The sequence below is a fragment of the Acidobacteriota bacterium genome, assembly GCA_009691245.1.
Lineage (GTDB): Bacteria > Acidobacteriota > Terriglobia > 2-12-FULL-54-10 > 2-12-FULL-54-10 > SHUM01.
In genome coordinates, this window is record SHUM01000008.1 from 58,136 (window position 1) to 80,850 (window position 22,715).

Genomic DNA, 22,715 nt, shown 5'->3' on the forward strand with positions numbered 1-22,715 from the left:
GTTCCTTTCCCGATGCAGCATCGGGCTTTGCGCAAGGCCAGCGCTGGGGCCAGCGCACGATAATGAGCGCATAAACCATGAGCGCAAAAACTATGTTAGTCTTAATCGCGGGCTAGCCGGGTGACGGTTATCGCAATGAATTCCGGCCATTCAAGTTTGCGATTCAATACTTATAAGGACAATCAGCTTGCCAGGCACCATGCCAGGAACGGTTCCTCCCACAATTATCTTGTTCGCGCACGGGTCATCCGTGGCGGAGGCAAACGAAGCGGTCGAGCGTGTGGCTACGGAGCTGTCCGCCCGCTCGCGCTGTCCGGCCATCGCGGCGTTTCTGGAGAAGGCCCATCCCGATTTGGCCAGCGCCATTGCCCGAGCGGTGGGGTGCGGCGCGTTTCGCGTTATCATAGTTCCTTACTTTCTCACCATGGGTATCCACATCAGTAAGGATTTGCCGGAGCTAGCGCGTCAGCAGCAAGCCCTGTTCCCAGGCTTGGATGTAAAAATCGCTTTGCCAATGGAAGGTCATCCGCTGCTGCTGGAAGCCCTGTTGGATCGGATGACCGCCGCTGCCGACGCGCCGGAGGATATCCCGGAGAATTCCGGGAGCACCTGGAAATCCGCACTATAGCTAGCAGGAATCTTATGCACCGCTCACTTTCAACCTATCTGTTCCGGCACAATTTGCTGGGTGCACGCTTGCTCGATGAAATAGTCAGTGCTGGATTTCAGAAAATTGAAATCTACGGCGACCGCGGACACTTCGATTACACCAATCCCAGTCAACTCCGCGAGATCGGGCAGTGGACCGCCAATTCAGTCGGCAAGTTGCATGCTTTGCATGCGCCTGTATCTCGCGATCCGCGCGGCGCGTCTCCGCACTCTATGGTTTCCATCGCGTTTCTTGACCGTCAGCGCCGGCAGGACTCCATGGACGAAATCAAGCGAGCATTGGAAACGGCGGAGCTGGCACCCTTTCGCTATTTGATTGTCCACCTTGGTGTAGAGGGCGAGGAGTTCGATCTGCGGAAGTTTGATGCCGCGCTCACCAGCCTGGAGCACCTCTGTTTGTTCGCCCGGCAGCGCGGTGTCGAGATTCTGCTCGAAAACATCGCCAATGAAATATCCACTCCACGAAGGCTGATTCAGTTCTTCACGCATACACACCTGCGAAACATAAAAGTGTGCCTCGACACGGGCCACGCCCATCTCGATGGGAGCGTTACGGAGGCCATCGAAGTGCTTGGCAAAGCCATCGCATCCGCGCATCTAAGCGATAACAACGGGATGATCGACGATCATCAGTTTCCTCCGCTGGGTGTGATCTCCTGGAGCCCGGTTCTGCGCGCTTTGGCGCAGGCGGCACCTGAAGCGGTTTGGACCATCGAGGCGCGCTCGCTGGCCTCGGCAGTCGCCCCGCTCGATCAGGCTCGTGCTTCCTGCGACCAGCTGGAGCGTATATTTGAGGAGAGCCATAAGGAAGCAGACCAAGGAGATCAGCAATGAGCGGATCGGACGCCCCCCGGCCATTTCAGGTTGCCGTGGCGATTGAGAATATTGCGCGCTGGGATGGGCAGGAAATAACGCTCTGCGGCTGGCTCTACAATCTTCGTGCCGCGGGCAACAAACTTCTGTTCCCCATCTTTCGCGACGGCACCGGATTGATCCAGGGTGTGGTCGCCAAGAACGCGGTCGAGCCGGAAGTGTTTGAGGCCGCACGCAATCTTACGCAGGAGTCCTCCGTCATTGTGCGCGGCAAGGTCCGCGCGGATCAGCGCGCGCCCGGCGGCTTTGAGTTGGACGTGATTCACGTCGAGGTCGTGCAGGCGGTCTCCCCGGACGATCCGTTTCCCATCACACCGAAGGATCACGGCGTTGATTTTCTGATGCAGCATCGTCATCTCTGGCTCCGCTCGCAGCGCCAGAACGCCATCCTGCGCATCCGCGCCGAGATCGCCAAGGCTTGCCGCGATTGTCTCGATCAGGAAGGCTACCTGCTGATGGATGCGCCCATCCTGACGCCGGCGGCCTGCGAAGGCACCACGACACTTTTTGAAACGGACTACTTTGAAGAGAAGGCCTATCTCACGCAGTCGGGCCAGCTCTACAGCGAAGCCGCCGCCGCCGCGTTCGGAAAAATCTATTGCTTCGGCCCCACATTCCGCGCCGAAAAATCGAAGACGCGCCGCCACCTCACCGAGTTCTGGATGGTCGAGCCCGAGGCCGCCTTCGCCACGCTCGACGACATGATGGACTTGGCCGAGCGCTTCCTGGCCTTCATCGTGAAGCGCGTCCTCGACAATCGAAAGCACGAGCTGAAAGTGTTGGAGCGCGATGTCGCCAAGCTGGAGATAATCGTTCCACCCTTCCCGCGCATCACCTACGATGCGGCCATCGAAGTGCTGAAGCGCAAGGGCAGCGAGATTCAGTGGGGCGGGGATTTCGGCGGAACCGATGAAACGCTGATCAGCGAGGATTTCACCAAACCGGTGATGGTCCACCGCTATCCGTCAGCGATTAAGGCGTTCTATATGGAGCCGGACCCGCTGCGGCCCGAGCTGGCGCTAGGCGTGGACGTGCTGGCGCCGGAGGGCTACGGTGAGATCATCGGCGGCAGCCAGCGTATCTCGAGCTACGATCTGCTGCTCAGCCGCATCAAGGAACACAACCTGTCTCAGGAAGCCTTCGGCTGGTATCTCGACCTGCGTAAGTATGGCGCCGTCCCCCACGCCGGATTCGGCTTGGGCCTGGAGCGCGCCGTCGCCTGGATTTGCGGTCTCGAACACGTCCGCGAGACCATCGCCTTTCCGCGCACGCTGAATCGCTTGAGGCCGTAAGAGGGGGCGCAAGTTGCGGCTGGCAAGACAGATTGTAGGTTCAATTTTCGTCGGTGCCCCCGCAGGTTTCATACTTGCATTTCTATCCACCCCGCTACTGTGGAAGCTGGAAGAGTTGCTTTCAGTGGAACTGGCTGGGCACTCAGGGCCGTCGGAATGGATATTGTGGACCAGCGCAACGCTACTGTCCGCGATGATGTTTGTCTATTTCAGGCGCCGCCGAGAGAAGTAGATAGTGGGATTGAGATAAACTCTCTTCACGCAATGAAGGCTGGGCACAGTGATCATGCTGCACCCAGCCTTCAGATTTTCCCCAGTGAAACCCTGTTAAAACATCTCCGGGAAGTGGAACGATAGCACGGCGTTCAGCCGTTTGTCGCTGGCGATGATGGTTTTGTTCTTCACGTCAAGAGCGATGCCGCGCGGCATGCGGAACACGCCATGTGGTCCACCCACGGTCCAGCGCGGCGGAACATCGCCTTCATCGTTCACGCTCCAGATTCCGAGGAATGCTTCGTCGGAGGCCAGCGCGCCGGGGCCGCGCACGGTGGCCAGTATCCAACCCTTCGGGGCGTAAACGGCGATGGGTCCGCCGAGCCGGCTAAACATGCTGTTCTTGCCGCCAATGATGCGCAGCGGCTTGGCATTGCCAGCGGCCTTGCGGTCAAAGATGCGGAATCGCAGGCCATCCTTATCCCCGATTCCAGCGGCGATCATCAAATTATGCACGTTGTCGATGGCAATGGCTTCGGCGCCGAGGGTGGTGTCCGGCCCCTCAATCGCGCGCAGCGGAGCTACATCGCCATTCGCGCTGGCGCGATAGACCGTGATGCGCTTAACCGTATCCATGGGCACGAAAAACTCATCGTTGACAATGTCCAGCGCGAGGCGGTCCGGCTCGACTAGTTGCGTCCGGGGTCCCTGAATAACGCGGATGGGAGCTTCCTCCGCATTGGACCCGCCGCGGAACGTCAGCAGTGCCTGAGCGAATGGCTGCGGCACGGTAAATTCGTCGCGCCGATCGTTGTAAACGATGGAGTGCATGGTGCGGCCAAGCAGGGTCTTCTGGCCTTCGAGCTTGCGAGTCGCTTTTGTGTTCATGTTCGCCAACCTGGGGAACGTCGCAATCTGCGGATGCGCCACTCAGTTGGGAACCAGAATCTCTTCGCGTTTGGTGTCGTAGGCGACAGGATGCGGATTGCCGATGCCCAGCGACGGCTCATCCATCGGGCCGCTGCGGATCATGCGCAGCGGCGCGGTGTCCCCCGCCGCGCCGATGGGATACACGGTCGCCGCGTGGTTGCCGAAGTTGGCGACCCACAGTTCGTTGTTCTTTTGATCCAGCCACAGCCCTGTGGGATTCTTGATCATCGTCTTCGGGCCGGTCAGCACGCGCTTCGGCGCGACATCGCCCGAGTCGGTATTATTGAAAACCAGGATCGAGTTGCCCATGTCGTTGGCGACATAGATCTCGCCCTTGGCGTCATCGGAGGCCAATCCCGTGGGCCAGTTCATCTGCGTCTTCGGTCCCTGGATCACGCGCAACGGCGGGGTGTCGCCGCTGGCCTTCAGTGGATAGATGGTGATCGATGGCGGAAGGGATTTTCCTGATCCCGCGGCCTGCGCGCCCACCGGCCAGTTCTTCTTCGCCGCCGCCGCATCGGTGGCCAGCCCGCCGATATAGGTAACCGACGCCGCACCGCCCACTTCCTTCTGGTGGAAGCTGCCGTGATTGCTGACAAACATCAAGTTGTTCTTTACGTCAATGGCCAGTCCGTGCGGATCGGCGAGTTGCGTTTTGTCACCCTGCAGCAGCCGAATGGGCGACTCTTCGCCAGTCGCGTATTTCTTGAAGACGGTTACGGTGTTGTCATGCTGCGTGCTCAGGTACATCTCTTCGGCGGCTTCGTCCACCGCGACGCCGAAGGTTCCGTGTGGTGTGCGCAACTCGCGGTCCGCCGGGACGTTGCCCTTGGCCTGGCGCGAGAAGATGACCAGCGTGTCCACTGTATCGTTGTTGACCGCGTAGATGTCGCCATTCTTCGGGTCGATATACAACCCGCACTGAAACTCGATCTTGGTTTTTTCGCCGGAGAGGATGCGCTTCGGCTCCGTCATCTTCGCATTCGGCGGTGTGTTGGCGAGCCGGTCGTAGACGAGGATCTGGAAGAGGTTCTCATCGGTCATCACCACTTCGTTGTTGACGGGGTCCACGGCCACGGCGCTGTAGGCGGCGTAAGGGTCTTTGATCATGCGCACGGGTTTCAAGTCGCCGCGATTGATCGCCTGGCGCGCGGTAACCGCTGCACTGCGCGCTTCCTGTCGCTGCTGCAACATGGCCACGAGCGTGTCTTCACTGCTGGCCGGTTGCCACTCGCACATCGGCGCCCCGTTTTCAGCGAGAGGGGCCGCTAGGGTATCGGGGAGCGGAGTCGCCTTTACCAGCCGCGCCTGCCCGCTTGGCGCATGTCCCGCCATCAGCGATGAATGCGCCAGTTGACCGGACTCGGACGGGCCGGTCCAAAGTATTGCAATTGCCAGGACTGCGATTCCCCCAGCGAGTGGAAGAATCTTTCTGAGTCGGCTGTTGGTTCCTTTATAGCTCATACGGGATGACCCCCATGAAAATAACGAAGTAAGAAACGCATCTCTGAAAGCCATGCTTTCTCCCAACATTGTCGCCGTTCGAGGCTGCGCGCGTCAATTGTGAAGTTGGAGTGAACTTAATATGAAGTCCTCGTGAACTCGATTGTCGTGAAGGGCGGAGACGGCAAAAGAGGGCCTCCCCAGGGGAGGAGTTCATGGCATTATGGAGATTACTTTTTCATACTTGCCTGCAGCCCAGGAGGACTTCCATGCCGACCAAACAAGAATTACTGGCCACGACCATCGAACATGTGGACATCACGCAGCACAACGTAATTCCACTGGTGGAGGCGATGAGCAAGATGTCTTACTCGTCGCGCGATCTGGCCCGCGCCGCCAGCATCTACGACCGCATGTTGCGCGATCAGAACTGCGCGGTGATCCTGTGCCTGGCCGGCTCGCTCATCAACGCGGGACTCAAGAAAGTCTTCGTTGAGATGATCCGCAACAACATGGTGGACGCCATTGTCTCCACGGGCGCCAACATAGTTGATCAGGATTTCTTCGAGGCGCTCGGCTTCCGCCACTACGTCGCCGACGAGCGGCTGAAGGCGGGCACGGAGGACACCATGCTGCTCGATCACGGCATCGATCGTATCTATGACACGCTAATCGACGAGGAAGAGTTGCGCATCTGCGACGACACCACGAAGCAGATTGCCGACGCGCTCGAGCCGCGCGCCTACTCTTCGCGCGAGTTCATCATCGAGATGGGTGCGTACCTGGAGAAGCACGGTTGCAAGACTCCTGACAGCATTGTTTACGAAGCCTATAAAAAGCAGGTGCCGATCTTCTGCCCCGCGTTCAGCGATTGCTCGGCGGGCTTCGGGCTGGTGGCGCATCAGGCCGAGCGCGGCGACCGCCCGCGCGTTTCCATCGACAGTGTGAAGGACTTCCTTGAGATCACCCGCTTCAAGATTTCGCAGAAGGAGACCGGCCTGTTCATGATCGGAGGCGGCGTGCCTAAGAACTTCGCGCAGGACATCACCGTCGCTGCCGACATTCTGGGCGCGGAAGCCACCATGCACAAGTACGCCGTGCAGATCACTGTCGCTGATGTGCGCGACGGCGCGCTCTCCGGCTCCACGCTGAAAGAGGCAAATAGCTGGGGCAAAGTGGACACGGCGTTCGAGCAGATGGTCTATTGCGAAGCGACCATCGCCACGCCACTCATCGTGGGCTACGCTTATCACAAGGGCGGATGGCGCAGTCGCGCAGCCCGGCAGGGCAATCAGATTCTGGAGGCGGTGCCGACGCGCTAGTCCACAGCCTCATTTGCAGTCTTCGATATGCCAGAGGAAGGGAAACGCATGAAGGATACTAAGGATGCCGGACTAATCGACCCGGAATCAAACGGCGTGCAGAAGCCGCTGGCGTATCAGGACGATCAGTTTCTAAACAGTCCTGACGCGCGTGTCGTCCGCATCCTCTCCGAATATCTGCAACCCTTCGCCAACTTCCGCCGCGAGAAAGTCCGCGATACGGTGGTCTTCTTTGGCTCGGCGCGTATCGAAGAGAATGGCCCGCTGGGCCGTTATTACCGCGATGCCCGCGAACTGGCGCGGCTGGTAACCGAGTGGTCGAACGCGTTGCAGGACACCAAGCGCCGCTTCGTGGTCTGCTCGGGTGGCGGGCCAGGCATCATGGAAGCCGCGAATCGCGGGGCGCTCGATGCTGGCGGAAAATCCGTTGGCCTGAACATCGGACTGCCCTTCGAGCAGTTTCCGAATCCTTTCATCACCCCCGACCTCTCCTTCCACTTCCACTACTTCTTCATGCGCAAGTTCTGGTTCGCCTATCTGGCGAAAGGCCTGGTCATCTTTCCCGGCGGCTTCGGCACGATGGATGAGTTGATGGAGATCCTCACGCTCGTCCAGACGCAGAAGCTGAACAAGAAGATCATCGTGGTGCTGTATGGCTCGGAGTTCTGGAACGAGGTGATCAACTTCAAGGCGCTCATCCGCCACGGGACCATCAGCCCGGAAGACATGGACCTGTTCCAGTTCGCCGACGATCCGGCTGCGGCGCTGCGCGTTTTGCAGGATGGACTGACGACGCACTATCTGAAGCCGGAAGGTCCCGGCGGCGATCGCCGTCGCGAAGCCCCGGAAATCACCGCCAGCCGCTAACCGAAAAAGCCCGACTGTATGGCCGTGATTGGCGACCGTGTCTGCCTATCCAAATTAGCGGAATTTGCGGTCGTGCACAAAGTGCACACTTTCACGGTTCTTGCGGCGTTGACCAAATTGACAAGATTCCAAAGTTTGCAAACTTTGCGGTGGATACGGTTTTGACCAGATCATCCGAAAAATCCAACTTCACGGTAAATCCGCCAGACTTAGAGAACTCTGAGCGCGGGGTGACTACCATTTTTCTCTCCGGCGTATTTCGGCGGAAGTCCGGCGAGTTCGCGCAACGTCCCGGCGACGTAGTAGCGAGCCATGTCCTTGCGCCAGGTCATGGCGAAGTCGGTGTTGTCGAGCGGCTTAGCCACGGGGTAGGCGAGCGCAGCGGCCTCCTCGATCAAATCCTCCGTCAGCTTCCTGCCGCGAATCGCATCAACCGTCTTGCTGGCGTCGATGGGATGCGAGCCGACACCGCCGAGAAAGATGCGGGCATCCTCCACCGTGCCGTCGGTTGCCATGCGCATCCATGTGGCCACGCCAAGTACGGGGAAGTCGAAGGCCTCGCGGCGGCGCAGCTTCCAGTAAGTCGCTCGCCAGCCATTAGTAGGAGGCAGTATCACTTCAGTCAGTAACTCATTCGGTTGCTTAGTGAGATAGTCGATCCCGTCGTCCTTGTAGAGTGACTCCGCGCTAATGACTCGTTCGCCCTCGGCTGAGACTAACTTAACCTTCGCTCCGATGGCCACCATTACCGGCACCGAGTCACTCGACTGCACGGCCCAGCAACGCGGGCTGGACGGCGCGACCCAGCAGATGTCACCATCCTTCTTCATGCAGAAGTGAATCGCCTTGCGCCACTCGAGACTCTGATCGTAATAGTTGCAGCGCGTGTCGAGCAGCAGGTTCCCGCCGATGGTGCCCATGTTGCGCAGTAGCGGCGTGGAGACCAGCTCTGCCGCGCGCGCCACCGCCGGATACGCCTTGCGAATCTTCTTGTTCTCGCAGACCTCCGTCAGCGTCAGCGACGCGCCCAGCACCATGCCGTCCTTAGGCGTGCCGCGCATGGTGCGCAGCTTGTCCAGATGCCCCAGGCCGATCACCACCTTGGGCGTCTGCTGACGCCGCTTCATGTTGGGAAAAAGGTCCGTGCCCCCGGCGACAAACATAGCGTCAGGCCCAGCGTCGGCGCGCATGCGCACCGCCTCGGCAATATTCTTGGGGTGCAGATATTTGAACTTCGGCAGTCGTAGCATTATGGTTCCTTAGCGCAAGCCCCCAGAAGGAGTCTGTGTGAAAACCTTGGTTTTACGTCAGGGCACGACTTTAGTCGTGCCGTTACTGGCGCAGAATCAATGCGGCTTTAGCCGCTGAGGGTCGTACTTTCGAGTTATCACACACACTGCTGAAGCGGGCTGATCTCCTTTGGTGCTTCTGAACTTTTCCGGTTCGTGCCAGTCGGTGCTTCAGCTCCGACTGTTGGTTGCATTTTAGGTAGCCCAGCGCTTTAGCGCTGGGCTACGGCTTTCCTAATTACCCTAGCCCCCTTCAGGGGGCTTTCATTCGCGGTTGGCCAATCTTTTTCGATAATCTCCGTTGTCTCCAATATCTTCGACAGTTTGCCCTTGCGATGGTGCTCTTCCTGATCGTCGATGTAACGGCCGACTTTTTCCAGCTCTTCCTTCCGCAGGCTGACAATCCCGTAACCATCCTGCCAGGGCAGCTTGAATTTCGGTGCAAGCTAGTGGTTCACGCGATACGCCGTGGCGCCTTTAATCTCTCCGACGAAATCCGCGATGATGACGGTCGGTGGCAGTCGCAGCAGCAGGTGAACGTGATCGGGCATCGCATTCTGCCGGATCGCCACGCCGCCGCGCTTGCTGACCTCCTCGCCCAGTATCGTAAGCATCTCGGCGCGCCAGCCGCGATTGATCAGCGGATCGCGGGAGTGCGTGGACCAAGTTACGTGAAAGTAGAGTTGATGGAATACGTGAGCCATCTGTGCGCTACTTTCCGGCGGAGATTCTCCAGGTGCAAGCCCCCTGAAGGGGGCTGTTTCCGCTTTGCGTTTCTGAACCCAGCCCTAAAGGGCTGGGCTACGTAAAATGCAAGCCCAATTCGGCGCTGAAGCGCCGAATTTCAGCGGCAGCGTAAAACCTAAAACCTAAAACCTTCCACGCCCACGGCACTGAATGCTTGACGCCGCTACCAACTTCTTAGCTCGTAGTTCTCCACTCACTACACCTTCGCACCCGCTGGCTCTTTCCCGCTGGCCACTACGTTGTCGCGGTTATCCGGCGTGGCGACCACGATGGGGTCGGGGTAGGGGACTTCGGGGAAGCGCATGGGGCCGACTCGACCCTCTTGACCTTTGGCTTTGGCGCGGATGGCGCGCAGAACTTTATCCGGCGTGATGGGAATTTCGTCCACGCGCACGCCGACCGCGTTGAATATGGAATTGGCCACCGCCGGCGGGATGGGCAGCAGCGGGCCTTGGCCTGCCTCCTTCGCGCCGTATGGGCCGTTAGGCTCGGGGTCTTCGAGCAGGTACGTAATGATGTCGGGCATGTCGTTCGACGTGTGGCTCTTGTATTCGAGGAACGAGGGGAACTTGTGGACCACGTTGCGATTGCCGCGGTAGGTCATTTCCTCAAACAGCGTTTCGCTGAGGCCCATGTAGACGCTGCCCTCGACCTGGCCCATCACCAGCGTGGGGTTGATCGACGTCCCGCCGTCGTGCGCGATCCAGATGCGCGGCACAGTGACGATGCCGGTGTGCGGATTCACGTCCGTCTCCACCACTGCCGCGCAATAGCTGTACGTGGGAGCAGGGCCGACGCCCGCGCCGCGATACTTGCCGGGCCACTTCGGCGGCTTATAAGAACCCGTCGTGCCCAGCGTGCCGAACTGCGTCTCGGCGAGTATCACGGCTTCGGCGAAGGTCATGCCTTTGTTTGGGTCGTCTTCATCGAAGACGCGGCGGCCCTCGAAGACGATGCGCTCGGCGGGAACTTCCAGCTTGGGCGCGACGGCCTCTACGATGATCGCCTTGGCGCGCTCGGCGGCCTGCACGCAGGCGTTGCCGGCCATCAGCGTCACGCGGCTTGAGTAGCTCCCGAGGTCGACCGGAGTAATGTCGGTGTCGGATGAGACCACGCGAATGTCGAAGGGATCAATGCCGAAAATCTCGGCGGCGATGTAGGCCAGCATCGAGTTCGATCCCTGGCCGATATCGGTAACGCCGCAGAAGACGGCCACGCAGCCCGAGCGGTCGAGCTTGATCTGCACGCCGGAGTGCGGCATGGCGTTCCAATAAATGGCCGTGCCCGCCCCGGTCATGTACGCGCTGCACGCGATGCCCAGCCCCTTGCCATGCGGGAGCTTACCGTGCCGCTGCTTCCAGCCGGAGCCTTCCACCACTTTGTCGATGCACTTCTTCAGCCCGATGGTGGCGATGGGCAGCCAATTGGCGGTGAGCGAGTGCGGCTCGACCAGCAGAGACTTGCGATACTCCGCCGGATCAAGTCCCAACTGCGTGGCGATCTTGTCGAGTTGGACTTCCTGTCCGAAGCGTGGCTGCGGAGTGCCGTGGCCGCGCTTGGGGCCGCAGGGAGCCTTGTTGGTATTGACGCGCGCGCCTTGAAACTTGTAGCGCGGCATCTTGTAAGTGGTGGTCTGGAGCACGCCGGTGTAGAGCATACTCGCGGGGCCGTGCCCGCCATACGCGCCGCCGTCGGCAACAGTCCTATTCTGGAACGCGGTGATGGAGCCATCGTTCTTGTAGCCGATTTTCATCGACATCAGCACGGGATGGCGTCCGCGATGGCAGTAGAAAACTTCCTCGCGCGTGAGGGTGATCTTCACCGGACGGCCCGTCATCATCGAGAGTTTGCAGACGGCGATCTCGTGATTGAATGGATCGCACTTGCCGCCGAAGCCGCCGCCGCAGGGCGCGGCGAGCACGCGCACGCGCGCCTGATCCAGCTCCAACACTTTGGCGAGAGTCCGGTGCAGGTAGTGCGGGTTCTGCGTCGAGGAGTGCAGCGTCAACTTTTGATCCGCGCTCCAGATGCCGATGCTCGAGTGCTCTTCGAGCGCGAGGTGCGTGTTGCCCTCGTAGAAGAAGATGTCCTCGCGCACGTGATCGGCTTCGGCGAAGCCGGCCTCCACGTCGCCAAACTCGTAGGCGATGGAGCGGTGGATGTTGCCGTTCTCGCTGGTCGAGTGAATCTGCGTGTCGGGATTGTCGAGCGCCTCCTGAATGGAGGCGATGGCGGGCAGCAGCTCGTACTCGACTTTGATAAGTTGCACGGCCTCGTCGGCGGCCTCTTCGCTGGTGGCGGCCACGGCGGCGATGGCGTCGCCCACCATGCGGACTTTTTCGTAGGCCAGCACGTGCTCGTCCTGCGCCACGGGCATGATGCCGAAGGCCACGGGCAGCGCGTGGCCAGTGAGCACAGCCTTCACGCCGGGATATTTTTCGGCTGCTCCAATGTCGATGCTCTTGATGCGCGCGTGCGGCACGGTGCTGCGCAACATCTTCGCGTAGAGCATGCGCGGGAAGACCATGTCGTCGGTGTACTTGGTGATACCTCGAACTTTATCGCGCGTGTCGATCTTGGTCTGCGCCTTGCCGATCACGCTGCGCTTGCGCGCGGGCTTGCCGCTTGGCGTTGTGCCCGACGCCCCGTTGGAACCCATTCCCGGATCAATAGCCATAAACGCTCTCCTTGCGTGGCTCGGCTTTTTCGCCGGCGGCGCGCGCGGCGGCCAGCTCGACGGCTTCGTAAATTTTGATGTAGCCCGTGCAGCGGCAGATGTTGCCCGAGAGCGCCTCTTTGATTTGATCGAGCGAAGGCCGCGGCGTGCGGTCAAGCAATTTCTTGGCGGAGAGCAACACGCCCGGCGTGCAGTATCCGCACTGCGCCGCGCCCAGTTCGGCGAAGGCTTCCTGCAGAGGATGCAGTACGCCGTTTTCGTCGGCCATGCCCTCGATGGTCTCGATCTGGCGGCCTTCGGCGTGCAGGGCCAGCATCAGGCAGGAGAGCACCGGCTTGCCGTCCACGATCACGGTGCAGGCGCCGCACTCGCCCAGCTCGCAACCATGCTTGGTGCCGGTGAGGCCCATGTCCTCGCGCAACACTTCGAGCAAAGTATGGTGCGGGAGAAAAGCGACCTCCACCGGCTCGCCGTTCACGTTGAACTGGAGGTGGACCTTCTCATTCGGTCGCTTGGGCGACCGCTTGGTATTCTTCTTCGGCTTGGCAGCCTTCGGCGTAACTGCGCGGGGCATGGCAGAACCCTTTCCAGATAGAGACGGCTCGTGCTGATGGAAACACTCCATTTTAGCAGGGATTGGCGGGGCGAAGTATTCTTTCGGTAGCCGCGTCATCCCGATTTTGGATGGCGCGGGGTTTTCAACGGCGGGCGGAAATCCAGTTTCAACGGCGCAGCGCGTTGACGGCCGAAAGACCCGCGCCAAGCAAAGCGCTTGACGCGGCTACCAAAGCTCGGCAACCTTTTCCTCGTCAAAGCCCAGCACCTGCTTCGCGCCTTTGCGGAAGATGGGGCGCCTTATCAGGTTGGGCTCCCGCGCCATCAGCTTGATGGCCTGCGCGCGTGTGGGTGGATGTGCCTTCAAGTTCATCGAACGATACAGCTCATTGCGCGTATTGAGAAACTCGAGGTGCGGACGGTCGCCGATCAGCGCGTCCAGCTCAGCCTCGCTGAGCGGATGTTTCCCCAGATCGCGCTCCTCAAACTCAGCCTTCTTCTCCAGCAAGAAACTTCTCGCTTTGCGGCAGGTCGTTCAGGTGGCTTTGCCGTAGTATTGAATCTTCCGGCTTTGCATGAGTAAGCTCCTTAGGCAAACAGGTCGAGCTATTTGGCGAACATTTCTTCGAGCGTGGAAAGCACGACATTCATTGTCTGTCCGGAGAGTCGTCCCATCCTCTTTACCAGGCGTTCTGAATCTACCGTGCGAAGCTGGTCCAAAACGACAAACCCCGCCTTGCCTTGAAAGCGGCAGGATACGCGCCACGGATACGCGCGCCCCGCGCTGGTCATGGGGGCCACGATTACAGTCCTTAAATGCGCATTCAGTTCGTTAGGCGAGACCACCAGGCACGGTCGCGTCTTGCGAATTTCGCTGCCAAGGGTCGGATCAAGACGGACCAGATGCACTTCGCCTCGGGTGGGCTTCGCGTTTACCACTCCCACTCCTCTTTATCGAAACGAGTCGGGGTCATCGCATCCAGTAGCCGATCCTCGTCCCTGCTGCTCATCAATCGCGCGGCCTCATCCCATCCCTGCCGGGGGCGATGCGCGGACATGACGATCAGCCGGCCGGGCTCAGCGCTCAGCTCGACCTCCTCCGGCAAATTAGCCTGATCGAGCAGCGCTTTGGGCACACGAACCCCGCGCGAGTTGCCGATGCGTATAATGCGAGTCATGATGGCCATGTAGCTACATTGTAATCACGGGCGCAATCCATATGCAAGTCCCGAATATCAGTGCGGTCTTGTGGAAAGTTAGTGGCCGAAGTCGGTCTTGGCGGCGTAGGCGGGCTTCTGCACCGCGAGGCTTGCGACGCGCTCCGCGCCGAGCTGCTCCAGGAATGCTGCCGGGTCCTTCACGCCGGTTACCCATCGCGCCAGCCAGGCTTCGAAGTCGGCGCGGGTCTTGGTGCCCTTGTGGTATTCGGCGTAGTAGTTGTCGTCGCGGTTGTAATAGCCCTGGATGGGCGAGGGGTGCGCGCCGTGCGGCACTGCGCAGACGGCCGAAACGAGGAAGCCGGGGACCACGGTGCGGTTGGGGTCGCTGGCGATCACCTTGGGCCCGACGATCTCCTCGGCGACTACGATGACGTGCTTGGCCGCGCGCACGGCGTCGGGGCCGGAGCCGAGGTTGCCCCAAATGTGGGCATTGCCGTAGACGTCAGCGCGCTGCGCCTGGATGATCGCCACGTCGGGAGTCAGCGCGCGCACGGCGACCATCTTTTCGTCAGTGAAAGGCGCGGTAAATTCGGCGAGATCGGGATTGCGCGCGAGAATGTCCGAGCCGATAGAGGTGTAGGTCGGCAGGAAGGGCACGCCCAGCGCTCCGGCGTGCAGCGCCAGCGCGATGGTGAAGTTCGAGTGGTTGATAGTCTCGACCTGATGCGGAATGTTTTCTTCCATGGCGCGGCGGAAGTTGTAGGCCGAGCCCATCATCACGTTGCCCACCCACGCGGCAACCACTTTGCGGGCCACGCCCGCGCCGATCATCTGGTCGAACAGAATGTCCGAGATGGGGCCGACCAGTGTCAGGTCGCGCTTGCCCTGCCGGATGATCTCGTGCCCGGCGGCGAAGGGGATCATGCTTTCGAGGCACAGCCCCATCGCCACGCTCGCGCCATCCGGGACGAAGCGCGCGACGGCGTCGGCGAGTGTGGTTACTTTTTCAGCTTGCTTGTCGGATGCTTTGGACATTACCTGTTGCTCCTGTCAATTGACGATAGGCGGACTGATCAGAGCCCCGACCGCGAGGGAGGGGGCACGCCTGCCGATTAACAATCTGAATGAAATGAAACTATCTCTGCCAACGCTCGTGCCCCCTCCCTCACGGTCGGGGCTCTGATCTAATGATGATTCCAGCGCGGCGCGCGTTTTTCCAGAAACGCCACGATGCCTTCCTTGGCGTCGTGTGTGGGCGCGAGGCGGCGAAGGAAGAAGCTCTCGCTGTCATCGAGCAGGCGGATGAAGTCCAGTCCGCGCGTGCGCTGCAGCAGATGCTTGGTCAGGCGCAACGCGGTGCCGCTTTGCGCGATCATCTCGCCGAGCAGGGCATTCAGAGAAGACGCCAGCGCGTCTCCATCCACCACACGGTTCACCAGCCCCAGCGCCAGCGCCTCGCGCGCCGGGATGCTCGCGCCGGTCAGGATCATCTCGGCGGCCTTGCGGTAACCGATCAGGTGCGGCAACAGGATCACGCCGACCGGCGGCATCTGGCCCAGCTTAATCTCGGGCTGGCCGAACTGCGCCGTCTCCGTGGCGATGACCATGTCGCACATGGCCACCAGCTCGAGGCCTCCGCCCAGGCAGTGCCCCTCGACGGCGGCAATGACGATTTTGTCGGACTTCGCGAGCAGGCGGAAGATGGCGTGGAACGACAGGATCATCTTCTCGATGGTGGCGGGCAGATGGTCCTGAATGCTGACGCCGGCGCAGAATGCTTTCGCGCCCGTTGCGCGAAACACGATGAAGCGCAGGCCCGCGTCAGCCTCGGCGGCGGTGAGCGCGGCGGCGATCTCCTCCATCATGGCGATGTCGATGATGTTCAGCGGCGGCCGGTTGAGTTCAATAGTCAGTACCGGCGCGGCGCGCTCGACGGCGATGGTGGTGTAGGTCGATGAGTAGTTCGATGTGGTCATGTTGCGCGTTGGTCCTTATTGCGTGCTTGCCATTTCGTACATGGTGGACGCCCCATTACTGGCGCGGCTCGGATCAGTTGTGGCGATGTTCCGACTAATCCCCAATCCCTAAAACCCAACCCCCGCTCCCTCACGGTCGCGGCACTGTCACGCGCAAATTACTTCGTCCAAAAATGATTCGGGTCATAGTCGCGGATGACCTTCAGCTCGCGCGCGTTGGGCGGTTTGGTCTCACGTGTTTTCTTCAAAGTGCGCAAGGGCCAGCCGGTGTTGGCCAGCACGTCATTCACGGCGACGCCGGGGTGTGTCGAGTCGAGATAGGCCTCGCCGGAATCGTCGAAGCGCAGCACGGCTTTGGTGGTGATCACCGCCGAAGGGCCGCCCTGCTTCAGGCGGGGATGCTCACGCCAAGGACCGTTGCCGGGGCTGGTGATGTAATTCACGCGCTCGGGTAGGCGCTCCTTCTCATGCGCCATCAGCGCGACAAAGCGATGGGCGAGGGTGGCGATGTCGCAGGCGCCGCCGCTGCCCGGCAGCCGGACGTACTTCTTGTCGGCTCCCGATCCCGACTCGACCTCGGTCGAGTTCAGGTTGCCGTGCTTGTCCACCTCCGCCGCGCCGAGGAATCCGAGGCTGACGCGGCCCTGTTGCAGCAGCGCCATGCACTCGAGCATGGTCATGCAGGCCAGCGCGCCGGTGATGTTCGGCCCGTCCGACATGGTCATGATGAGCTTCGAGGCCGGAGTGCGGCGCAGCACGCCATTCTCGAAGACGCCGATGGCGTTGGGCGCGTGCGTGTTCTTGGCGACGACATAGGCGATCAGCGGCAAGCGCATCCCGACAAAGACCACGTCGCCGTCATGAATCTCGCGCGCCGCCGCCACCACCATCAATTCCGATAAAGTGTAATCCGCCATGCGTGGGTTGAGCCTCCGTGGAATGCGAGTGCGCGAACATGAAGGAGTACCGCAAACCACGTGCCATTGTCAATTTGCGGGAGGAGACAGAAGTCAGAAGACAGAAGTCAGAATGGAAAGGACGGATAAGCGCCGCGTGCGTGACAGAGCCGCGACCGGAAGGGAGCGGTGGCGTGCATCCACACAATTTCCATAGTGCGCATTCCGGCTATGTTGCTTCCGAATCCGTATTGCACTTCACGCCACCGCTCCCTCCCGGTCGCGGCTCTGTCACGCATTACCGGCTGAGCAGCGGGAAGCGCTCGGGGTGCTCGATGGATTCCACCGATCGGACAATCCACAATCAAGAAACCCCCAACGTGGCGGTGCGCCACTTCCATCTGTTGCCTGGGATTGGACGGATTGCGGGAGTAGAATCTTGCGTTATGAAATGGATCAACAGTTGCGGTATGCTTCTGGCGCGGATCATGACGCATGTTTCTGAGCTTGCCATCGGAGATTCGACAATCCACAATCAAGAAACCCCCAACGTGGCGGCCTGTGCCAACCCATTCTTCATGGATCGGCACGCGGGTCCGGAAAGACCGAGGAGACGATTGAAGTTTCGAAATGAGAGCCGTCCGTGGACCGTCTGTTTCAGCCTGATGATGGTTGCTGAAATCGTCCAACTGCTCCTCGTCCCGAATCTTGCGGCAGCGCAATTGCCTCCGAGTTCCAGCACCGGCACGCATGGTCAGCGGACACTGAATGCCCGGCGCACCGAGCTGGCGGTGCGAATTGACGGCGAACTGAATGAAGAAGCCTGGGGCCAAGCGGCGGTTTCCTTGAATTTTACGCAGCAGGAACCCCGCGAAGGCGAGCCCTCCTCGGAACGAACCGACCTGCTGGTTCTCTACACCACCACCACACTCTACATTGGGGTGATTTGCCACGACTCGGACCCCTCGGCCATCCGCGCCACCGAACGCCGTCGCGACGACGGCTTCGGCGAGGACGACCGCGTTTCGGTCATTCTGGATACGTTCCACGATCACCGCAGCGCATTCTTGTTTCGCACGAATCCCCTGGGCGCACAATACGACGCCTTAATTTCCGATGAGGGCAAGAGCGTCAACGCGAATTGGGATGAGAAATGGGAGGTTGCGGCGCAGACCAATGAGGCGGGCTGGACCGTGGAGTTTGCCATTCCCTTCCGGAGCTTGAGAGGTGGCGAGTCCAGCGGGCACGCCTGGGGAATAGATGTGGAGCGCATCATTCGCCGGAAGAACGAGCTGACGTATTGGAACAATTACCGGCGAGGATTTCAGTTGGAGAACGTTTCGCAAGCCGGGCACCTCAACGGCCTCGAAGGCATCGACACCGGGCTGCGCTGGCGCGTGAAGCCATACTTGCTCGGCGGATTCAGGCAAACCGTGCGCCGGGATGCCGCTGTTCCCGGCCGGTTTGACAGCGCCTTTCGCGATGCCTCCGATGCGGGCATCGAGGTCTTGAAATACCGCATCACTCCCAGTCTCACGGTCGACATGACCTGGAATACGGATTTTGCCCAGGCCGAGGTGGACACACTGCAGAATAATCTGGAACGGTTTCAGCTTTTTTTCCCCGAGACGCGCGAGTTTTTTCAGGAAGGCTCCGGAGTATTCGCCTTTGGCACGGCACAACGGGAGAGCGACCGGGAACTAACCATCTTCCATAGCCGCAGCATCGGGCGCTCCCCGCGCGGGACCGTGGTTCCCATCCGCGCTGGAGGCAGGGTTACCGGGAGAGTTTCAGGCCTTACCCTCGGATTGCTGAACATGCAGACCGCATCGCTGCAGACGTCGGCGGAGAATATTCCCGCCAGCAACTTCTCGGTGTTGCGAGCCAAACAAGACGTGCTGGCCCGCTCTAGCGTCGGCGCATTTTGGGTCAATCGGGAGTATGGGGGCAGCCCCGATTACAGCCGCGTCTTTGGGGTGGATGGCCGGTTTGTTTTTCTGCGCTATCTCACACTGGACGGATTCCTGGCGCGTTCCGGAGAGCCGAGCGGCATTACGGATACCTGGGCGAGCAGCTTCAACGGCAAATGGGATAGCGACCGACTGTTCGCCGCGCTGGAATCCTACTCGATTGATCCGAACTTTCGTGATGACATGGGTTTTGTTCTGCGCAGAGATGTGCGCAGGACCACGCCGTCGCTGGGCTTCCGGCCGCGTCCCGGAGTCTGGGGGATTCGGCAAATGGACGTCTCCAGCCGCTTCGACTACTACACCAACCATGCGGGACACCTGGTCGAGCGGATCAATCACTATACGCTGCTGATCACTTTGGAAAGTGGGGACTCCCTGAGATTTGCCGGCCACGTGTACCTGGATCGTCCTCGCAACAACTTCGAAATCAAACCGGGTGTCGTGATTCCCGCGGGTGACTATACCTGGAACACCTGGAGCGCCACGTACCGCGGCAGCTCCTCGCGCAGGCTTTCCGGACTCGTCCAGTTTGTCATGCTCTCGGATTATTACGACGGCAAAGCCCTCGACTTGAAACTCAATCCCACCTGGAAGCTGACTACGAGCTTGTCGCTCTCCGCCGATTACCGCATCGTGGATGCTTCCCTGCCTTACGGCGATTTCACGGACCACACTCTGAACGCGCGGGTGAATTATTCTTTCAATAACCAATGGTTAACCAGCACCATCGTGCAGTACGACCGCGCCACTTCGTTTTTCGGCTTTAATTTTCGGTTGAATTATATCTACCGGCCGGGTAGCGATCTGTTTCTTATTTACAATGAGACGCGTCAGGCAGGTGGGTTGCGCGACGGAGAAAAAGACCGCTCGCTACAAACCAAACTGACCTACTCCTTCGACTTCTAGACCATTTTTATAGTTACTGCAGAGGGCACTCGCACCATCAAAACAGAGCCGCGACCGGAAGGGAGCGGTACGGAATCAACGCCACCGTGCCCATCTGCCACCGCTCCCTTCCGGTCGCGGCTCTGTCACGCATTACCGGTTGAGCAGCGGGAAACGCTCGGGGTGCTCGATGGATTCGACCGAAAGATCGACGTCTAGATCGGGCCAATAGAGGTGATCGGGCGAAGGCCGCTCGACGCGGGTGAGCTGCGCCACCGTCTCCGCACGGAACCAGGGGAACTGCTCGAAGGGCAGAAACAACTCGCGCTCGGCTCCCGCTGAATCCGCTTCGTCCAGTGCCGTGGGCTTTTGAGTTTTTTTGCTAATATGGTGGAGTGGTCATTGAATTAATGTCAAAAGCCCACGGCATAAAAATCGTGCCGTGGCTACCAAAACATGCACACCCCGTGCATCCCTGGCGCTGGCAAATGAATCATATGTGCTAGACTTAGCAGAGTTTTGTGTGTTTCGGGAAAGGGAGCGTGCATGAGCTTCTACCGGCGCGGCGTCTTTATCATTCCGGCAACAATCATACTGTCCGCGGTGTTGGGCGGGGTCTATGGCCCTAGCGTGGGCGCGCAATCGAGCGCAAACGAAGAGAACGTCCGCAAGACCATTGAGTCCATTACCAGCGTGCTGGGCACCGTTGAGATGCAGTATGCCGACCCGGTGGACACCCAGAAGGCCATCTACGGCGGCGCCATTCCCGGCATGTTGACTTCGCTTGATCCGCACTCCAATTTCTTTGATCCCAAGTCGTTCGCCGCCATGCGCGAAGACCAGCGCGGGCGCTACTACGGCGTGGGCATGCAGGTGGCTCCGCGCAATGGCCGCACGGTGGTGATGGCGCCGTTCCCCGGCTCGCCCGCCTATAAGGCTGGCCTGCGCCCCGGCGACGTGATCTGGCAGGTGGACGATTCCCTCACCGAGGGGCTGAACACCACGGAAGTCGCCAACTTGCTGAAAGGCCCGCGCGGGACCACGGTCCGCGTGCAGGCCATGCGTGAGGGCACGCCGGAGCCGCTGAAGTTTGTGATCATCCGCGACGAGATTCCGCGCTTCAGCGTCGAGCATGCCCATATGATCGAGCCTGGCGTGGGCTATCTGCGCATTTCAAGTTTCATGGAGACCACTTCGAGCGAGCTGCGCGAACATATGCGCGAGATGAGCGCCGAGGGCCTGACCGGCCTGGTGGTGGACCTGCGCGGCAATCCCGGCGGCCTCTTGAAAGAAGGCGTCTCGGTGGCCGAGACGTTCCTGCAGCGCGGTCAGGTGATCGTGTCGCATAAAGGACGCAACTCGCGCGAGCAGCAGTACTCGGCCTCGCGCGCGGCGCGCGGCAGCGAATTTCCGCTGGTGGTGTTGATTGACCGCTCCAGCGCCAGCGCCGCCGAGATCGTCTCCGGGGCCATACAAGATCATGACCGCGGATTGATTGTCGGCGAGCCCAGCTTCGGCAAGGGGCTAGTGCAGACCGTGTTCCCGCTCAGCGAGAACACCGGCTTGGCGCTGACCACGGCGAAGTATTACACGCCCAGCGGACGGCTCATCCAGCGCGATTACTCGAGCCTCTCGCTCTACGATTATTTCAACGACACCAACAAGGCCGCCGGCACTGTCAGCCAGACGGACGTGCGCCACACCGATACGGGCCGCACGGTTTACGGCGGCGGCGGCATCACTCCGGATGTGAGCTTCTCCCCGCCCAAGCCCAACGAGTTTCAGTTGACGCTGGCGCGCCGCGACGTATTCTTCAAATTCGCCAGCCGCTATTTGGCCGAGAACAAGTCCATCAGCAAAGAGTTTGAGGTAACCCAGCCTGTGGTCGAGCGCTTCAAGCGTTTTCTGAAGGAAGAAGACGTAGCCTACGAAGGCGCCGACTTCGAGGCCAATCTCGACTTCATCAAGCAGCGCGTGAAGATCCAACTGGTGTTGGTGGAGTTCGGCATGAACGATGCCTACCGGGTGGAAGCCATCCACGATCCCTCGATCAAGAAAGCCATTGAAATGCTCCCGCTGGCCGGCTCGATGTTGGAGAATACTCGCCGCGCGCAACTGGAAAAAGAGAAGCCCTAGCGGCGTATTGCCGGATGGCGTGACAGTGCCGCGCGCGTCAGCAAGCGGGCCAATGGCACACCCGCGTCCCCAGCCGGCGATGATTTCCTTCAATCCCAAAATACAACAGCGTGTTGATCGGGCAGGGTTCTCCATCGGCCCGCTCGCTGACGCGCGCGGCACTGTCCCGCCGGACGGTTACTTAACTTTTAATGGATTTGGTGGCAGCCGCCGCCGAGTAGGCGGCGGGCGGATGCGCTTCCGGGACCAGGGTGGCCATCAGGCGACGTGCTGCTTCCGGCAGATAGCCGCGCTTGCGCCAGGCCATGCCTTCCACCTGCTTGCCGAACAGGTGGCTGGCGTCCACGATCTTCACGTCCTTGCGAATATCCGGGCTGGTCTCCTGCTCCTGAATCACCGTGATACCCAGTCCCTCGCGCACGAATCCGAGCAGCAGGCGCGAATCGCCGGTCTCAACCAGCGTGCGATATTCCAGGCCCTTCTCCTGAAAGGCGCGATGGATGCGCTTGCCGGAAGATGCTTCGCGGTCGGGCAGGATCAGAGGGACTTTGCTCAGGTCGGCGAGCGAGATATCCTTCTTCCTGGCGAGTTCATGCTTGATGGGAATGGCCAGCATCATGCGCAGCTCCACGCACTTGTGCCACTCGAGCGTGGGCGGACAGGACTCCAGCGGAAGGTAGCCGAAGTCGGCGGTGCCCTGTTCGATCATCGCGCCGATCTCGAAGCCGCGGCGCCGCAGGACTAGAATCTCAACCTGGGGATGTTGGTTCATGAACGTCTTCAGGCGGCTCAAGAATTTGTTGAGTATGGCCTGT

The 22,715-nt window shown here is 60.3% G+C and carries 21 protein-coding genes; 7 read left to right on the plus strand and 14 right to left on the minus strand.

The annotated features are described in order from the left end of the window. Positions 1–187 precede the first annotated feature (187 nt). The 3 genes from EXQ56_03575 to EXQ56_03585 are packed head-to-tail and all read left to right on the plus strand — an operon-like array spanning position 188 to position 2,834. Complete coding sequence (locus EXQ56_03575; protein ID MSO19532.1) at positions 188–628, plus strand: cobalamin biosynthesis protein CbiX; 441 nt, start codon at positions 188–190, stop codon at positions 626–628. Positions 629–642: 14 nt separating this feature from the next. Further along, on the plus strand, positions 643–1,503 hold the full coding sequence (locus EXQ56_03580; GenBank protein MSO19533.1) for a sugar phosphate isomerase/epimerase: 861 nt from the start codon (positions 643–645) through the stop codon (positions 1,501–1,503). Beyond that, entirely contained in the window at positions 1,500–2,834 is a 1,335-nt protein-coding gene (locus tag EXQ56_03585) for an asparagine--tRNA ligase (protein ID MSO19534.1), read from the plus strand. Before EXQ56_03580 ends, EXQ56_03585 begins: the two co-directional genes overlap by 4 nt. A gap of 327 nt (positions 2,835–3,161) precedes the next feature. Here the strand turns inward: EXQ56_03585 and EXQ56_03590 are convergent, their stop codons facing one another. Then, positions 3,162–3,935 (minus strand): hypothetical protein, encoded by a 774-nt coding sequence (locus tag EXQ56_03590; GenBank protein MSO19535.1) that lies wholly within the window; start codon positions 3,933–3,935, stop codon positions 3,162–3,164. Between the two features lie 42 nt (positions 3,936–3,977). Continuing rightward, on the minus strand, positions 3,978–5,441 hold the full coding sequence (locus tag EXQ56_03595) for a hypothetical protein (protein ID MSO19536.1): 1,464 nt from the start codon (positions 5,439–5,441) through the stop codon (positions 3,978–3,980). Between the two features lie 248 nt (positions 5,442–5,689). Here EXQ56_03595 and EXQ56_03600 point away from each other — a divergent pair, with 248 nt between their 5' ends. Beyond that, positions 5,690–6,742 carry a deoxyhypusine synthase gene (locus EXQ56_03600; GenBank protein ID MSO19537.1) on the plus strand — a complete coding sequence of 351 codons (1,053 nt, stop codon included), beginning with the start codon at positions 5,690–5,692 and terminating at the stop codon, positions 6,740–6,742. Between the two features lie 48 nt (positions 6,743–6,790). Then, positions 6,791–7,609 carry a TIGR00730 family Rossman fold protein gene (locus EXQ56_03605; protein MSO19538.1) on the plus strand — a complete coding sequence of 273 codons (819 nt, stop codon included), beginning with the start codon at positions 6,791–6,793 and terminating at the stop codon, positions 7,607–7,609. Positions 7,610–7,818: 209 nt separating this feature from the next. On the opposite strand, the gene EXQ56_03610 is transcribed toward EXQ56_03605, so the two are convergent. From EXQ56_03610 to EXQ56_03655, 10 genes are all read right to left on the minus strand, one after another. Beyond that, on the minus strand, positions 7,819–8,859 hold the full coding sequence (locus EXQ56_03610; protein ID MSO19539.1) for a 4-hydroxybenzoyl-CoA reductase: 1,041 nt from the start codon (positions 8,857–8,859) through the stop codon (positions 7,819–7,821). A 485-nt stretch (positions 8,860–9,344) separates the two neighbouring features. Beyond that, on the minus strand, positions 9,345–9,602 hold the full coding sequence (locus EXQ56_03615; protein ID MSO19540.1) for a transposase: 258 nt from the start codon (positions 9,600–9,602) through the stop codon (positions 9,345–9,347). Between the two features lie 239 nt (positions 9,603–9,841). Then, a complete protein-coding gene (locus tag EXQ56_03620; GenBank protein ID MSO19541.1) occupies positions 9,842–12,304 on the minus strand; it encodes an aldehyde oxidase in 2,463 nt (820 codons plus the stop codon). A gap of 7 nt (positions 12,305–12,311) precedes the next feature. Further along, positions 12,312–12,896, minus strand: coding sequence for a (2Fe-2S)-binding protein (locus EXQ56_03625; protein MSO19542.1), 585 nt, complete (start codon positions 12,894–12,896; stop codon positions 12,312–12,314). Between the two features lie 207 nt (positions 12,897–13,103). Next, positions 13,104–13,385: a hypothetical protein gene (locus EXQ56_03630; protein ID MSO19543.1), complete on the minus strand. Its 282-nt coding sequence runs from the start codon at positions 13,383–13,385 to the stop codon at positions 13,104–13,106. A gap of 98 nt (positions 13,386–13,483) precedes the next feature. Next, positions 13,484–13,822 carry a type II toxin-antitoxin system PemK/MazF family toxin gene (locus EXQ56_03635; GenBank protein ID MSO19544.1) on the minus strand — a complete coding sequence of 113 codons (339 nt, stop codon included), beginning with the start codon at positions 13,820–13,822 and terminating at the stop codon, positions 13,484–13,486. Then, positions 13,810–14,058, minus strand: a complete 249-nt coding sequence (locus tag EXQ56_03640; GenBank protein ID MSO19545.1) for an AbrB/MazE/SpoVT family DNA-binding domain-containing protein — start codon at positions 14,056–14,058, stop codon at positions 13,810–13,812. Before EXQ56_03640 ends, EXQ56_03635 begins: the two co-directional genes overlap by 13 nt. Before the next feature lie 75 nt (positions 14,059–14,133). Then, positions 14,134–15,072 carry a CoA transferase subunit A gene (locus tag EXQ56_03645; protein MSO19546.1) on the minus strand — a complete coding sequence of 313 codons (939 nt, stop codon included), beginning with the start codon at positions 15,070–15,072 and terminating at the stop codon, positions 14,134–14,136. 149 nt (positions 15,073–15,221) lie between these two features. Continuing rightward, the gene (locus tag EXQ56_03650) at positions 15,222–16,013 is read right to left on the minus strand and encodes an enoyl-CoA hydratase/isomerase family protein (GenBank protein ID MSO19547.1); all 792 of its coding nucleotides are present in this window, start codon (positions 16,011–16,013) and stop codon (positions 15,222–15,224) included. A gap of 158 nt (positions 16,014–16,171) precedes the next feature. Then, positions 16,172–16,930: a CoA-transferase gene (locus EXQ56_03655; protein MSO19548.1), complete on the minus strand. Its 759-nt coding sequence runs from the start codon at positions 16,928–16,930 to the stop codon at positions 16,172–16,174. Between the two features lie 38 nt (positions 16,931–16,968). On the opposite strand from EXQ56_03655, the gene EXQ56_03660 reads away from it, so the two are divergent. Then, positions 16,969–19,785, plus strand: a complete 2,817-nt coding sequence (locus tag EXQ56_03660) for a hypothetical protein (GenBank protein ID MSO19549.1) — start codon at positions 16,969–16,971, stop codon at positions 19,783–19,785. A gap of 132 nt (positions 19,786–19,917) precedes the next feature. On the opposite strand, the gene EXQ56_03665 is transcribed toward EXQ56_03660, so the two are convergent. Continuing rightward, positions 19,918–20,151 carry a DUF2442 domain-containing protein gene (locus tag EXQ56_03665; protein ID MSO19550.1) on the minus strand — a complete coding sequence of 78 codons (234 nt, stop codon included), beginning with the start codon at positions 20,149–20,151 and terminating at the stop codon, positions 19,918–19,920. A gap of 159 nt (positions 20,152–20,310) precedes the next feature. Here EXQ56_03665 and EXQ56_03670 point away from each other — a divergent pair, with 159 nt between their 5' ends. Continuing rightward, positions 20,311–21,900, plus strand: coding sequence for a S41 family peptidase (locus EXQ56_03670; GenBank protein ID MSO19551.1), 1,590 nt, complete (start codon positions 20,311–20,313; stop codon positions 21,898–21,900). A gap of 181 nt (positions 21,901–22,081) precedes the next feature. Here the strand turns inward: EXQ56_03670 and EXQ56_03675 are convergent. Beyond that, a partial coding sequence (locus tag EXQ56_03675) for a hypothetical protein (protein MSO19552.1) occupies positions 22,082–22,715 on the minus strand: 634 nt, incomplete at its 5' end.